Annotated in this window: 15 protein-coding genes; 13 read left to right on the forward strand and 2 right to left on the reverse strand. The window is 58.4% G+C overall.

Going from position 1 to position 11,894, the window contains the following annotated elements; genetic code table 11:
* Nucleotides 1–246: 246 nt before the first annotated feature.
* Both aac(3)-IId and OKB87_RS23050 read left to right on the forward strand, forming a co-directional pair.
* The gene (aac(3)-IId, locus tag OKB87_RS23045; RefSeq protein ID WP_000557454.1) at nucleotides 247–1,107 is read left to right on the forward strand and encodes an aminoglycoside N-acetyltransferase AAC(3)-IId; all 861 of its coding nucleotides are present in this window, start codon (nucleotides 247–249) and stop codon (nucleotides 1,105–1,107) included.
* A gap of 12 nt (nucleotides 1,108–1,119) precedes the next feature.
* The gene (locus OKB87_RS23050) at nucleotides 1,120–1,662 is read left to right on the forward strand and encodes an AAA family ATPase (RefSeq protein WP_000587837.1); all 543 of its coding nucleotides are present in this window, start codon (nucleotides 1,120–1,122) and stop codon (nucleotides 1,660–1,662) included.
* 481 nt (nucleotides 1,663–2,143) lie between these two features.
* Here OKB87_RS23050 and OKB87_RS23055 read toward each other — a convergent pair whose 3' ends face one another.
* Nucleotides 2,144–2,335 (reverse strand): hypothetical protein, encoded by a 192-nt coding sequence (locus OKB87_RS23055; RefSeq protein WP_000951934.1) that lies wholly within the window; start codon nucleotides 2,333–2,335, stop codon nucleotides 2,144–2,146.
* A gap of 23 nt (nucleotides 2,336–2,358) precedes the next feature.
* On the opposite strand from OKB87_RS23055, the gene OKB87_RS23060 reads away from it, so the two are divergent.
* The 4 genes from OKB87_RS23060 (at nucleotide 2,359) to OKB87_RS23075 (ending at nucleotide 6,939) form a co-directional block, all read left to right on the forward strand.
* Nucleotides 2,359–2,586, forward strand: coding sequence for a hypothetical protein (locus OKB87_RS23060; RefSeq protein ID WP_000248278.1), 228 nt, complete (start codon nucleotides 2,359–2,361; stop codon nucleotides 2,584–2,586).
* Nucleotides 2,587–2,636: 50 nt separating this feature from the next.
* On the forward strand, nucleotides 2,637–3,773 hold the full coding sequence (locus OKB87_RS23065) for a DUF3883 domain-containing protein (protein WP_000080861.1): 1,137 nt from the start codon (nucleotides 2,637–2,639) through the stop codon (nucleotides 3,771–3,773).
* Between the two features lie 114 nt (nucleotides 3,774–3,887).
* Nucleotides 3,888–5,258: an IS1182-like element ISCfr1 family transposase gene (locus OKB87_RS23070; RefSeq protein ID WP_000971921.1), complete on the forward strand. Its 1,371-nt coding sequence runs from the start codon at nucleotides 3,888–3,890 to the stop codon at nucleotides 5,256–5,258.
* A gap of 820 nt (nucleotides 5,259–6,078) precedes the next feature.
* The gene (locus OKB87_RS23075) at nucleotides 6,079–6,939 is read left to right on the forward strand and encodes a broad-spectrum class A beta-lactamase TEM-1 (protein WP_000027057.1); all 861 of its coding nucleotides are present in this window, start codon (nucleotides 6,079–6,081) and stop codon (nucleotides 6,937–6,939) included.
* Between the two features lie 279 nt (nucleotides 6,940–7,218).
* Here OKB87_RS23075 and merR read toward each other — a convergent pair whose 3' ends face one another.
* Complete coding sequence (gene merR, locus OKB87_RS23080) at nucleotides 7,219–7,653, reverse strand: Hg(II)-responsive transcriptional regulator (protein ID WP_000429836.1); 435 nt, start codon at nucleotides 7,651–7,653, stop codon at nucleotides 7,219–7,221.
* Between the two features lie 71 nt (nucleotides 7,654–7,724).
* On the opposite strand from merR, the gene OKB87_RS23085 reads away from it, so the two are divergent.
* From OKB87_RS23085 to OKB87_RS23115, 7 genes are read left to right on the forward strand one after another with little or no spacing between them, the layout of a single operon-like run.
* Nucleotides 7,725–8,075: a mercuric transport protein MerT gene (locus OKB87_RS23085; protein ID WP_001294663.1), complete on the forward strand. Its 351-nt coding sequence runs from the start codon at nucleotides 7,725–7,727 to the stop codon at nucleotides 8,073–8,075.
* Between the two features lie 13 nt (nucleotides 8,076–8,088).
* Nucleotides 8,089–8,364, forward strand: a complete 276-nt coding sequence (merP, locus tag OKB87_RS23090) for a mercury resistance system periplasmic binding protein MerP (protein ID WP_000732292.1) — start codon at nucleotides 8,089–8,091, stop codon at nucleotides 8,362–8,364.
* Complete coding sequence (gene merC / locus OKB87_RS23095; protein ID WP_000082528.1) at nucleotides 8,361–8,822, forward strand: organomercurial transporter MerC; 462 nt, start codon at nucleotides 8,361–8,363, stop codon at nucleotides 8,820–8,822. Before merP ends, merC begins: the two co-directional genes overlap by 4 nt.
* A 51-nt stretch (nucleotides 8,823–8,873) precedes the next feature.
* Nucleotides 8,874–10,568 (forward strand): mercury(II) reductase, encoded by a 1,695-nt coding sequence (gene merA, locus OKB87_RS23100; protein WP_000105636.1) that lies wholly within the window; start codon nucleotides 8,874–8,876, stop codon nucleotides 10,566–10,568.
* 17 nt (nucleotides 10,569–10,585) lie between these two features.
* Nucleotides 10,586–10,948, forward strand: coding sequence for a mercury resistance co-regulator MerD (merD, locus tag OKB87_RS23105; RefSeq protein WP_001277456.1), 363 nt, complete (start codon nucleotides 10,586–10,588; stop codon nucleotides 10,946–10,948).
* A complete protein-coding gene (gene merE, locus OKB87_RS23110; protein ID WP_000993386.1) occupies nucleotides 10,945–11,181 on the forward strand; it encodes a broad-spectrum mercury transporter MerE in 237 nt (78 codons plus the stop codon). The genes merD and merE overlap by 4 nt, the downstream gene beginning before the upstream one ends.
* On the forward strand, nucleotides 11,178–11,885 hold the full coding sequence (locus OKB87_RS23115; RefSeq protein WP_000204520.1) for an EAL domain-containing protein: 708 nt from the start codon (nucleotides 11,178–11,180) through the stop codon (nucleotides 11,883–11,885). The genes merE and OKB87_RS23115 overlap by 4 nt, the downstream gene beginning before the upstream one ends.
* Nucleotides 11,886–11,894: the final 9 nt, after the last annotated feature.

An 11,894-nucleotide genomic window follows, 5' to 3' on the forward strand; every position in this document is an offset into this window, starting at 1 on the left:
TTGAATGGGTTCATGTGCAGCTCCATCAGCAAAAGGGGATGATAAGTTTATCACCACCGACTATTTGCAACAGTGCCGTTTACTCATATATACTTTAGATTGATTTAAAACTTCATTTTTAATTTAAAAGGATCTAGGTGAAGATCCTTTTTGATAATCTCATGACCAAAATCCCTTAACGTGAGTTTTCGTTCCACTGAGCGTCAGACCCCGTATAGTGTTTTGCAGTTTAGAGGAGATATCGCGATGCATACGCGGAAGGCAATAACGGAGGCGCTTCAAAAACTCGGAGTCCAAACCGGTGACCTCTTGATGGTGCATGCCTCACTTAAAGCGATTGGTCCGGTCGAAGGAGGAGCGGAGACGGTCGTTGCCGCGTTACGCTCCGCGGTTGGGCCGACTGGCACTGTGATGGGATACGCGTCGTGGGACCGATCACCCTACGAGGAGACTCTGAATGGCGCTCGGCTGGATGACGAAGCCCGCCGTACCTGGCTGCCGTTCGATCCCGCAACAGCCGGGACTTACCGTGGGTTCGGCCTGCTGAATCAATTTCTGGTTCAAGCCCCCGGCGCGCGGCGCAGCGCGCACCCCGATGCATCGATGGTCGCGGTTGGTCCGCTGGCTGAAACGCTGACGGAGCCTCACGAACTCGGTCACGCCTTGGGGGAAGGATCGCCCGTCGAGCGGTTCGTTCGCCTTGGCGGGAAGGCCCTGCTGTTGGGTGCGCCGCTAAACTCCGTTACCGCATTGCACTACGCCGAGGCGGTTGCCGATATCCCCAACAAACGGTGGGTGACGTATGAGATGCCGATGCTTGGAAGAGACGGTGAAGTCGCCTGGAAAACGGCATCGGATTACGATTCAAACGGCATTCTCGATTGCTTTGCTATCGAAGGAAAGCCGGATGCGGTTGAAACTATAGCAAATGCTTACGTGAAGCTCGGTCGCCATCGAGAAGGTGTCGTGGGCTTTGCTCAGTGCTACCTGTTCGACGCGCAGGACATCGTGACGTTCGGCGTCACCTATCTTGAGAAGCATTTCGGAACCACTCCGATCGTGCCTCCGCACGAGGCCGTCGAGCGCTCTTGCGAGCCTTCAGGTTAGAGGCCGTCGACAATGATAATCTGGATCAACGGACCTTTCGGCGCCGGAAAGACGACGCTCGCTAAGCGGCTGCGCGATCGGCGTTCCAAATCGCTGATCTTTGACCCCGAGGAAATCGGGTTCGTGGTGAAAGAAACGGTCCCCATGCCAGCGAGCGGAGACTATCAGGATCTCCCCTTGTGGAGGGGACTTACGATCGCGGCGGTCAGGGAGATTCGAAGGAATTACTCGCAGGACATCATCATCCCAATGACGCTCGTGCACCCGGACTATCTGACTGAGATACTCGACGGGGTAAGGCGGATCGACGATCAGCTGCTGCACATCTTTCTGACGCTCAACGAGGACCTATTGCGTCACCGGATCGCGAACCAGACCATGCATCCTGACCCGAATCGAAATGCGGAGATTCGAGAGTGGCGATTAGCGAATGTCGCCCGATGCTTGGCCGCAAGGGAACGGCTTCCATGCACAACCCGTGTTCTCGATAGTGGTGCACACACCAGCGATGAACTCGCAGCGATGGTGCTCGACGGAATCGATGGGCGCACCTGATCGCCTTCGACGCCTGCGCAAAGCGTAGCGCGAGGGTGGCGGGCTCACGACCAAACGCCCAGAGGTCGATCATCGCAGGGATGTTTGGCTTTGTGGTGCGGACGACGGGACTCGAACCCGTACTCTCACAGAGAAGCAGATTTTCGTACCACCTCGACTTTCGCCGCCGTCTGATGACGTTCGTGGTCTGGACTGTCCCTTCGCCATTGCCCGAAGGCTTTAGGCGCCGCCCGTCCAGTCTCTACACCTTCCCCCGAAGGGGCTTGGCTCGGGATTGGCTTAGGGTATTGCCCGTTAGCGTTCCCCGACTTTGAGCGGTTCTACTCCGCGGATTTCCCCGCGGGCACTCCAATTTTAAAGTCTGCTGCGTCTACCGATTTCGCCACGTCCGCCTTTTTTCGCCGTTCCTAGCGCTCGTGCGATGCACCTATGTTGCACCTAGCGCCGAATCGTTCTTCGTCATCCTGAAAAACCACGTCTCCTAAAGCCTTGCATAGCTTATCTTTTCTCCACCACGAACTTTTTTGTGGGATGGTAGAAAAAAAGACTTTTTAAGTCCGCTGGCTTGCCAGGCCTTGTTAGCTTGTACGGTCATGGTTATCGGGTAAAGAATATTGACGGCATCGCTGGTGTCGGTGGCTGAAAAGCCGGCTCCCATCAGGGCAATAGCCATTTCAGATGCAGGCGTACAGGGCAATGGTCAACAGCTACAGCCTGTCTGACGATTCCGGCGTCATGGCTGCGGCGGCTATCACGCATTTTTTGTTCGGTCAGGCGGTGTTTTCGTACCTCAATGGTTGGAGCGTGTTGATCGGACCTGGTACAGGTTTGGACAGCACGGGCTGCAAATACGCAAGGGATTTAATGGGCCTGGTGGCGTTCACGGCTTTTATCGTGACGTTTCTGTTCAGGGGCTACTCATAATCTCGTGGCTCGGCGGTTCCCGGCACACCATGACAGTAAGGAAGGACCCTGTGTCTCAACTCTCCCAGCTTCGAAGCCCCGCCGCCGTGCAGGCTGCCATCGATGAGTTCGTGCAACTGGGCCGCACGAAATTCCTGGCGCGCCACGGCTACGGCAAGTCCCGCGACTTCCTGGTACGTGATCCGAAGACCGGCACCGATTGCGATTCCAAGGCCATCGCCGGTGTGGCCTTCGGCAAGCAATTTCCCGAGCAGGGCCCGCTCACTGCTGACAGCTTCTCCGGTGGCGAGACGACCGTCGTTCCGGCGCTGACGCGGCTCGGGTTTCGCATCATTCGCATCGGCGAAGACTGGTCCGAAGAAGAGGTCCTGGCCACGGTCGAAGACTATTTCGACATGCTGCGTGCCGAGGCGGCTGGGGAGCCGTACCACAAGTCCGAGCACAACCAGGCACTGCGCCAACTGCTGAACGGTCGCAGCAAGTCTTCAGTCGAGCTCAAGCACCAGAACATTAGCGCCGTACTCGATGCCCTGGGCCTGCCCTATATCAACGGCTACAAGCCACGCGGCAACAGCCAACTGCTGCTGCGTAAATCCGTACACGCCTACGTTCTGGAACATCAGCAGACGGTCGGCGCTCTTGTCGATGCCCTGGAGGAGGTAAAACTTCCGGGTGACAAAACCTACCGAGCGGCTTTGGTAGAACCACCCGCCCGTGAAGTGCTTGTGCGTACCCCGGCATCTCTACGGCAACGCCTACCGCGAAAGTTCGATTATGCCGCTCGCGATGAAGCCAACCGCAAGCTGGGCCGGGCAGGGGAGCAGTGGGTGATTGGCTACGAACAGCAACGCCTGACCGAGCTCGGCCACCCAGAGCTTTTTCAGCGGCTGGATTGGGTGTCCGACACCCAGGGAGACGGTGCGGGGTTCGACATCCTGTCGTTCGAAGAGGACGCCCATGAGCGCTTCATCGAGGTGAAAACCACCAATGGCGGGGTAGGCTCGTCTTTCTTGGTCAGCCACAACGAACTCGAATTCTCCAAGGAGGCGGGCGATCAATTCCATCTGTATCGCGTGTTCCAGTTTCGGGACGGTCCGCGCCTGTTCACGCTACCCGGCGACCTCAGCCAACATGTGCATCTCAAGCCGACGGACTACCGGGCGAGTTTCCGGAGTTTGGTGGGGTAAAGGCAGGGTTCTGTTGAGCCGAATGGCTGTGTGCGGCCGATTCTGTTGAAAAAGTAGCGGCCTCCCCATGCCGTTGGCAAAATTGCTTTGTCAGCGAGCGTGGGGGCGAACAGCATGATGGGACAGTTACCGGGAGGACAGCAGCGCCTGTTCTACTCGTTCAATCTGGAAGATCACGTCCCGGCCCAACATCTCCTGCGCAGCATCGACCAGTGCTTGGATCTCAGTGATCTACGTGCCTACCTGGCAGATTTCTATAGCCCCATCGGGCGTCCCTCGATTGACCCGGAGTTGATGGTGCGCATGCTGGTCGTCGGCTACTGCTATGGCATTCGTTCCGAGCGGCGATTGTGCGAAGAGGTGCACCTGAACCTGGCCTATCGCTGGTTCTGCCGGTTGGGTCTGGAAGACGAAGTCCCCAATCACTCGACCTTCTCGAAGAATCGCCATGGGCGTTTTCGTGACAGCGATCTATTCCGCTGGTTATTCAATGAGGTGCTGCGGCGCTGCATGGCAGCCGGCCTAGTCAAGGGTGAAGGTTTCGCCGTCGACGCCAGCATCATTAAGGCGGATGCCAGCCGGCAACGTGGGGTGGCGGGAGATGAGGTCGATTGGAACGATCCAAAGCTCAGCAGCCGCGCAGTGCGCGAGTACCTCGAAGCCCTTGATGAAGAGGCGCTGGCTGAGGCTCTTCCCAAGAAAATTTCGCTCACTGATCCTCAGTCCCGTTGGACAGCAGCGCCAGGTGGCCCGGCCTTTTTTGCCTACTCCACGAATTACCTGATCGACACTGAGCACGGTGTGATCATGGACGTGGAAGCTACCCCGGCGCACCGTACCGCCGAAGTCGATTCGACTAGGACGATGGTCGAGCGTGTCGAGGCGCAGTTCGATCTCACACCGGAACGCCTTATCGGCGATACCGCTTATGGCACCGCCCCGATGCTGGCCTGGATGGTCGAAGAAAAGGACATCGAACCGCATGTGCCGGTGTGGGACAAGACCGAGCGCAAGGACGACAGCCTCTCCAGTAACGACTTTCACTGGAGTCAGGACGCCAATGAATATCGCTGCCCAGCCGGCAAACCGCTACGCAGTGAATGGCGCGCCTTCACCCAGCAAAGGTCGCGGGTAACTAAGGCCAAAACCGTCATTTACCGCTCCAGCCAAACCGACTGCGCCACCTGCCCGTTGAAAGCGAAATGCTGCCCCAACACGCCGAATCGGAAGATCGTCCGCAGCATCCATGAGGCTGCCCGCGACGTGGCTCGACGCATCGCCAAGACACCGGAGTACCTCGTCTCTCGCTGCGAACGAAAGAAGGTGGAGATGCTTTTCGCCCACCTCAAACGGATCATGAAACTCGACCGTTTACGACTGCGTGGCCTAACGGGTGCCACTGACGAATTCACCTTGGCTGCGATGGTGCAGAACCTGCGCCGCATGGCCAAGCTTTTGCCTCAAGGGCCACCGCTGACGGGATAGGTATGCCTGCTACGAGCAGAAACCCTCAAATTAACCCTTAAACCTGAGCAAGGACGCTCAGTGAAACGCCGGAAGGCAACTTGAAGTGGCTTGCAGCCACTTCGACAGCAGGCACACCTGATCGGCAGGCTGCCGCTAAAGCTACTTTTTCAACAGAATCGGCCGATTTGTGCCGGTCGTCAAGGACCGCTTCGGATCACTCTCAACCGGATCGCGGGCCAGCTGATTTGCTAAAACCCGCGCCAAACTCAACGAAGGATTTCGCATGATCCGTTTTTTTTGGCGATCACGCTCGGCCTGATGGTTGGCTGCTCGTCGAGTTCAAGTTCGATCTGATCAGTGAGCGGTAGCGCAAGTGGATCGCCTCAGCCAAGCAGCGTTGTTGCCGGCGGCCGGAAGAAAGCCTTGAACTAGTAGCGGAAAGGATGAAACTTTATTTTTACGATTCTCAGCATTTTCCAAGGTTGAGCGAAAATTAGGATGATACTTTAATGATTCCGGCCTCCATCCCCACAAAACGCTTGCAGATGGCAGAATTGAAATAAGTCATTGTTTTAAATGGATTTTTGCAGGAATTGCTACGTTGCAGGGTCCTGTAGTTAGGATGACACTTTATTTTCCTCCCACAGGCCTCGTGATACGCCTATTTTTATAGGTTAATGTCATGATAATAATGGTTTCTTAGACGTCAGGTGGCACTTTTCGGGGAAATGTGCGCGGAACCCCTATTTGTTTATTTTTCTAAATACATTCAAATATGTATCCGCTCATGAGACAATAACCCTGGTAAATGCTTCAATAATATTGAAAAAGGAAGAGTATGAGTATTCAACATTTTCGTGTCGCCCTTATTCCCTTTTTTGCGGCATTTTGCCTTCCTGTTTTTGCTCACCCAGAAACGCTGGTGAAAGTAAAAGATGCTGAAGATCAGTTGGGTGCACGAGTGGGTTACATCGAACTGGATCTCAACAGCGGTAAGATCCTTGAGAGTTTTCGCCCCGAAGAACGTTTTCCAATGATGAGCACTTTTAAAGTTCTGCTATGTGGTGCGGTATTATCCCGTGTTGACGCCGGGCAAGAGCAACTCGGTCGCCGCATACACTATTCTCAGAATGACTTGGTTGAGTACTCACCAGTCACAGAAAAGCATCTTACGGATGGCATGACAGTAAGAGAATTATGCAGTGCTGCCATAACCATGAGTGATAACACTGCTGCCAACTTACTTCTGACAACGATCGGAGGACCGAAGGAGCTAACCGCTTTTTTGCACAACATGGGGGATCATGTAACTCGCCTTGATCGTTGGGAACCGGAGCTGAATGAAGCCATACCAAACGACGAGCGTGACACCACGATGCCTGCAGCAATGGCAACAACGTTGCGCAAACTATTAACTGGCGAACTACTTACTCTAGCTTCCCGGCAACAATTAATAGACTGGATGGAGGCGGATAAAGTTGCAGGACCACTTCTGCGCTCGGCCCTTCCGGCTGGCTGGTTTATTGCTGATAAATCTGGAGCCGGTGAGCGTGGGTCTCGCGGTATCATTGCAGCACTGGGGCCAGATGGTAAGCCCTCCCGTATCGTAGTTATCTACACGACGGGGAGTCAGGCAACTATGGATGAACGAAATAGACAGATCGCTGAGATAGGTGCCTCACTGATTAAGCATTGGTAACTGTCAGACCAAGTTTACTCATATATACTTTAGATTGATTTAAAACTTCATTTTTAATTTAAAAGGATCTAGGTGAAGATCCTTTTTGATAATCTCATGACCAAAATCCCTTAACGTGAGTTTTCGTTCCACTGAGCGTCAGACCCCTTATCTGAACATAAAACACTATCAATAAGTTGGAGTCATTACCCCCCGGACGAGTGGGAATCCATGGTAGGGATTTTTACCGAAATGGAAGAACACTATTAGGGGGCACCTCAGAAAACGGAATAAAGCACGCTAAGGCATAGCTGACCTTGCCAGGCCTGCTTCGCCCTGTAGTGACGCGATCAACGGGCAGGAAACATTCCCCTTTCGTGCATGGCAGGCGCACACGAGTTCAGACAGCACGGTTTCCATGCGCGCCAAGTCGGCCATCTTCTCGCGCACGTCCTTGAGCTTGTGTTCGGCCAGGCTGCTGGCCTCCTCGCAGTGGGTGCCATCGTCGAGCCGCAACAGCTCGGCAATCTCGTCCAGACTGAACCCCAGCCGCTGTGCCGATTTCACGAATTTCACCCGAACCACGTCCGCCTCCCCATAGCGGCGGATGCTGCCGTAAGGCTTGTCCGGTTCCCGCAACAGGCCCTTGCGCTGATAGAAGCGGATTGTCTCCACGTTGACCCCGGCCGCCTTGGCAAAAACGCCAATGGTCAGGTTTTCCAAATTATTTTCCATATCGCTTGACTCCGTACATGAGTACGGAAGTAAGGTTACGCTATCCAATCCAAATTCAAAAGGGCCAACGTATGTCTGAACCACAAAACGGGCGCGGTGCGCTCTTCGCCGGCGGGCTGGCCGCCATTCTTGCATCGACCTGCTGCCTGGGGCCGCTAGTACTGGTCGCCCTGGGCTTCTCCGGTGCTTGGATCGGCAACCTGACGGTGCTGGAACCCTATCGACCGTTGTTCATCGGCGCGGCGCTAGTGGCGCTGTTCTTCGCCTGGAAGCGGATTTACCGGCCCGTGCAGGCATGCAAGCCAGGTGAGGTCTGCGCGATTCCGCAGGTGCGCGCCACCTACAAGCTGATTTTCTGGATCGTGGCCGTGCTGGTCCTGGTCGCGCTTGGATTTCCCTATGTCGTTCCATTTTTCTATTAACCAGGAGTTCATCATGAAGAAACTGTTTGCCTCCCTTGCCCTCGCCGCCGCTGTTGCCCCGGTGTGGGCCGCTACCCAGACCGTCACGCTAGCGGTTCCCGGCATGACTTGCGCCGCCTGCCCGATCACAGTCAAGAAAGCGCTCTCCAAGGTCGAAGGCGTGAGCAAGGTCGATGTGGGCTTCGAGAAGCGCGAGGCCGTCGTCACTTTTGACGACACCAAGGCCAGCGTACAGAAGCTGACCAAGGCCACCGCAGACGCCGGCTATCCGTCCAGCGTCAAGCAGTGAGCCAGCAAGCCAACGACAACAGCGAGAGCCGCTTCATGGGACTGATGACACGCATTGCCGATAAAACCGGCGCGCTCGGCAGCGTCGTTTCCGCGATGGGCTGCGCCGCCTGCTTTCCAGCCCTCGCCAGCTTCGGCGCGGCCATCGGGCTGGGCTTCTTGAGCCAGTACGAGGGACTGTTCATCAGCCGCCTGCTGCCGCTGTTTGCCGCGCTGGCCTTCCTGGCGAACGCGCTGGGTTGGTTCAGTCATCGGCAATGGCTGCGCAGTCTGCTCGGCATGATCGGCCCGGCCATCGTGTTTGCGGCCACGGTCTGGCTGCTCGGCAACTGGTGGACGGCGAACCTGATGTACGTCGGCCTGGCCTTGATGATTGGGGTGTCGATCTGGGACTTCGTGTCGCCGGCGCATCGCCGTTGCGGACTGGACGGCTGCGAACTCCCCGCCAAGCGCTTGTGAAAGACGGCTGACCGTGCGACACGGCGGCCCACACGAATAAGGAACGATGGTATGAGCACTCTCAAAATCACCGGCATGACTTGCGACTCGTGCGCAGTGCATGTCAAGGACGCCCTGGAGAAAGTGCCCGGCGTGCAATCAGCGGATGTCTCCTACGCCAAGGGCAGCGCCAAGCTCGCCATTGAGGTCGGCACGTCACCCGACGCGCTGACGGCCGCTGTAGCTGGACTCGGTTATCGGGCCACGCTGGCCGATGCCCCCTCAGTTTCGACGCCGGGCGGATTGCTCGACAAGATGCGCGATCTGCTGGGCAGAAACGACAAGACGGGTAGCAGCGGCGCATTGCATATCGCCGTCATCGGCAGCGGCGGGGCCGCGATGGCAGCGGCGCTGAAGGCCGTCGAGCAAGGCGCACGTGTCACGCTGATCGAGCGCGGCACCATCGGCGGCACCTGCGTCAATGTCGGTTGTGTGCCGTCCAAGATCATGATCCGCGCCGCCCATATCGCCCATCTGCGCCGGGAAAGCCCGTTCGATGGCGGCATCGCCGCTACCACGCCGACCATCCAGCGCACGGCGCTGCTGGCCCAGCAGCAGGCCCGCGTCGATGAACTGCGCCACGCCAAGTACGAAGGCATCTTGGAGGGCAATCCGGCGATCACTGTGCTGCACGGCTCCGCCCGCTTTAAGGACAATCGCAACCTGATCGTGCAACTCAACGACGGCGGCGAGCGCGTGGTGGCATTCGACCGCTGCCTGATCGCCACCGGCGCGAGCCCGGCCGTGCCGCCGATTCCCGGCCTGAAAGACACTCCGTACTGGACTTCCACTGAAGCGCTGGTCAGCGAGACGATTCCTAAGCGCCTGGCCGTGATTGGCTCATCAGTGGTGGCGCTGGAGCTGGCGCAGGCGTTCGCCCGACTCGGAGCGAAGGTGACGATCCTGGCTCGCAGCACGCTGTTCTTCCGCGAAGACCCAGCTATAGGCGAAGCCGTCACGGCCGCATTCCGCATGGAGGGCATCGAGGTGAGGGAACACACCCAGGCCAGCCAGGTCGCGTATATCAATGGTGAAGGGGACGGCGAATTCGTGCTCACCACGGCGCACGGCGAACTGCGCGCCGACAAGCTGCTGGTCGCCACCGGCCGCGCGCCCAACACACGCAAGCTGGCACTGGATGCGACGGGCGTCACGCTCACCCCGCAAGGCGCTATCGTCATCGACCCCGGCATGCGTACAAGCGTGGAACACATCTACGCCGCAGGCGACTGCACCGACCAGCCGCAGTTCGTCTATGTGGCGGCAGCGGCCGGCACTCGCGCCGCGATCAACATGACCGGCGGTGACGCGGCCCTGAACCTGACCGCGATGCCGGCCGTGGTGTTCACCGACCCGCAAGTGGCGACCGTAGGCTACAGCGAGGCGGAAGCGCACCATGACGGCATCAAAACTGATAGTCGCACGCTAACGCTGGACAACGTGCCGCGCGCGCTCGCCAACTTCGACACGCGCGGCTTCATCAAACTGGTGGTTGAAGAAGGCAGCGGACGACTGATCGGCGTGCAGGCAGTGGCCCCGGAAGCGGGCGAACTGATCCAGACGGCCGCACTGGCGATTCGCAACCGGATGACGGTGCAGGAACTGGCCGACCAGTTGTTCCCCTACCTGACGATGGTCGAAGGGTTGAAGCTCGCGGCGCAGACCTTCAACAAGGATGTGAAGCAGCTTTCCTGCTGCGCCGGGTGAGGACAAGGAGGTGTGCGATGAGCGCCTACACGGTATCGCAACTGGCCCATAACGCTGGGGTGAGCGTACATATCGTGCGCGACTACCTGGTGCGCGGCTTGTTACGGCCGGTGGCCTGCACCACGGGCGGCTACGGCGTGTTCGACGATGCGGCCTTGCAACGGCTGTGCTTCGTGCGCGCGGCCTTCGAGGCGGGTATCGGCCTGGATGCCCTGGCGCGGCTGTGCCGTGCGCTCGACGCAGCGGACGGCGCACAAGCCGCAGCGCAGCTTGCCGTGCTGCGCCAGTTGGTCGAGCGGCGGCGCGCGGCGTTGGCCCATCTGGACGCGCAACTGGCCTCCATGCCAGCCGAGCGGGCGCACGAGGAGGCATTGCCGTGAACGCCCCTGACAAACTGCCGCCCGAGACGCGCCAACCCGTTTCCGGCTACCTGTGGGGTGCGCTGGCCGTGTTGACCTGCCCCTGCCATCTGCCGATTCTCGCCGCCGTGCTGGCCGGGACGACCGCCGGTGCCTTCCTTGGCGAGCATTGGGGTGTTGCCGCGCTCGCGCTGACCGGCTTGTTCGTTCTGGCCGTAACGCGGCTGCTGCGCGCCTTCCGGGGCGGATCATGACGAGTTCGCAGCCCGCCGGATGGACGGCGGCCGAGTTGGCGCAGGCGGCGGCGCGCGGACAGCTTGACCTGCATTACCAGCCGCTGGTCGATCTGCGCGATCACCGGATCGCTGGCGCGGAAGCGTTGATGCGCTGGCGGCATCCGAGGCTTGGCCTGTTGCCGCCCGGCCAGTTCCTGCCGCTGGCCGAGTCGTTCGGCCTGATGCCGGAAATAGGCGCGTGGGTGCTGGGCGAGGCCTGTCGCCAGATGCACAAGTGGCAAGGACCGGCATGGCAACCGTTCCGTCTTGCCATCAATGTGTCCGCCAGCCAGGTTGGGCCAACGTTCGACGACGAGGTAAAGCGGGTGCTGGCCGATATGGCCCTGCCCGCCGAGCTTCTGGAGATCGAACTGACCGAATCGGTCGCATTCGGCAATCCAGCCCTGTTCGCCAGTTTCGACGCCTTGCGCGCCATCGGCGTGCGCTTCGCCGCCGACGACTTCGGCACCGGCTATTCCTGCCTGCAACATCTGAAATGCTGCCCCATCACCACATTGAAAATCGACCAATCCTTTGTCGCCAGGCTCCCGGATGATGCCCGTGACCAAACTATCGTGCGGGCGGTGATCCAGCTCGCGCACGGGCTGGGCATGGATGTCATTTTCAGAAGACGACTGCACCAGTTGATTGGGCGTAATGGCTGTTGTGCAGCCAGCTCCTGACAGTTCAAT

Origin of the sequence: Aeromonas sp. Y318-1 (assembly GCF_027706125.1) — a bacterium.
GTDB lineage: Bacteria > Pseudomonadota > Gammaproteobacteria > Enterobacterales > Aeromonadaceae > Aeromonas > Aeromonas hydrophila.

What these genes read in the sequence shown, in the direction of transcription:
- OKB87_RS23050 (WP_000587837.1), top strand. Translation starts at nt 1,120, where the DNA reads ATGATAATCTGGATCAACGGACCTTTCGGCGCCGGAAAGACGACGCTC.
- OKB87_RS23055 (WP_000951934.1), bottom strand. Translation starts at nt 2,335, where the DNA reads ATGGCTATTGCCCTGATGGGAGCCGGCTTTTCAGCCACCGACACCAGC.
- OKB87_RS23060 (WP_000248278.1), top strand. Translation starts at nt 2,359, where the DNA reads ATGGTCAACAGCTACAGCCTGTCTGACGATTCCGGCGTCATGGCTGCG.
- OKB87_RS23070 (WP_000971921.1), top strand. Translation starts at nt 3,888, where the DNA reads ATGATGGGACAGTTACCGGGAGGACAGCAGCGCCTGTTCTACTCGTTC.
- OKB87_RS23075 (WP_000027057.1), top strand. Translation starts at nt 6,079, where the DNA reads ATGAGTATTCAACATTTTCGTGTCGCCCTTATTCCCTTTTTTGCGGCA.
- merR (WP_000429836.1), bottom strand. Translation starts at nt 7,653, where the DNA reads ATGGAAAATAATTTGGAAAACCTGACCATTGGCGTTTTTGCCAAGGCG.
- OKB87_RS23085 (WP_001294663.1), top strand. Translation starts at nt 7,725, where the DNA reads ATGTCTGAACCACAAAACGGGCGCGGTGCGCTCTTCGCCGGCGGGCTG.
- merP (WP_000732292.1), top strand. Translation starts at nt 8,089, where the DNA reads ATGAAGAAACTGTTTGCCTCCCTTGCCCTCGCCGCCGCTGTTGCCCCG.
- merA (WP_000105636.1), top strand. Translation starts at nt 8,874, where the DNA reads ATGAGCACTCTCAAAATCACCGGCATGACTTGCGACTCGTGCGCAGTG.
- merD (WP_001277456.1), top strand. Translation starts at nt 10,586, where the DNA reads ATGAGCGCCTACACGGTATCGCAACTGGCCCATAACGCTGGGGTGAGC.
- OKB87_RS23115 (WP_000204520.1), top strand. Translation starts at nt 11,178, where the DNA reads ATGACGAGTTCGCAGCCCGCCGGATGGACGGCGGCCGAGTTGGCGCAG.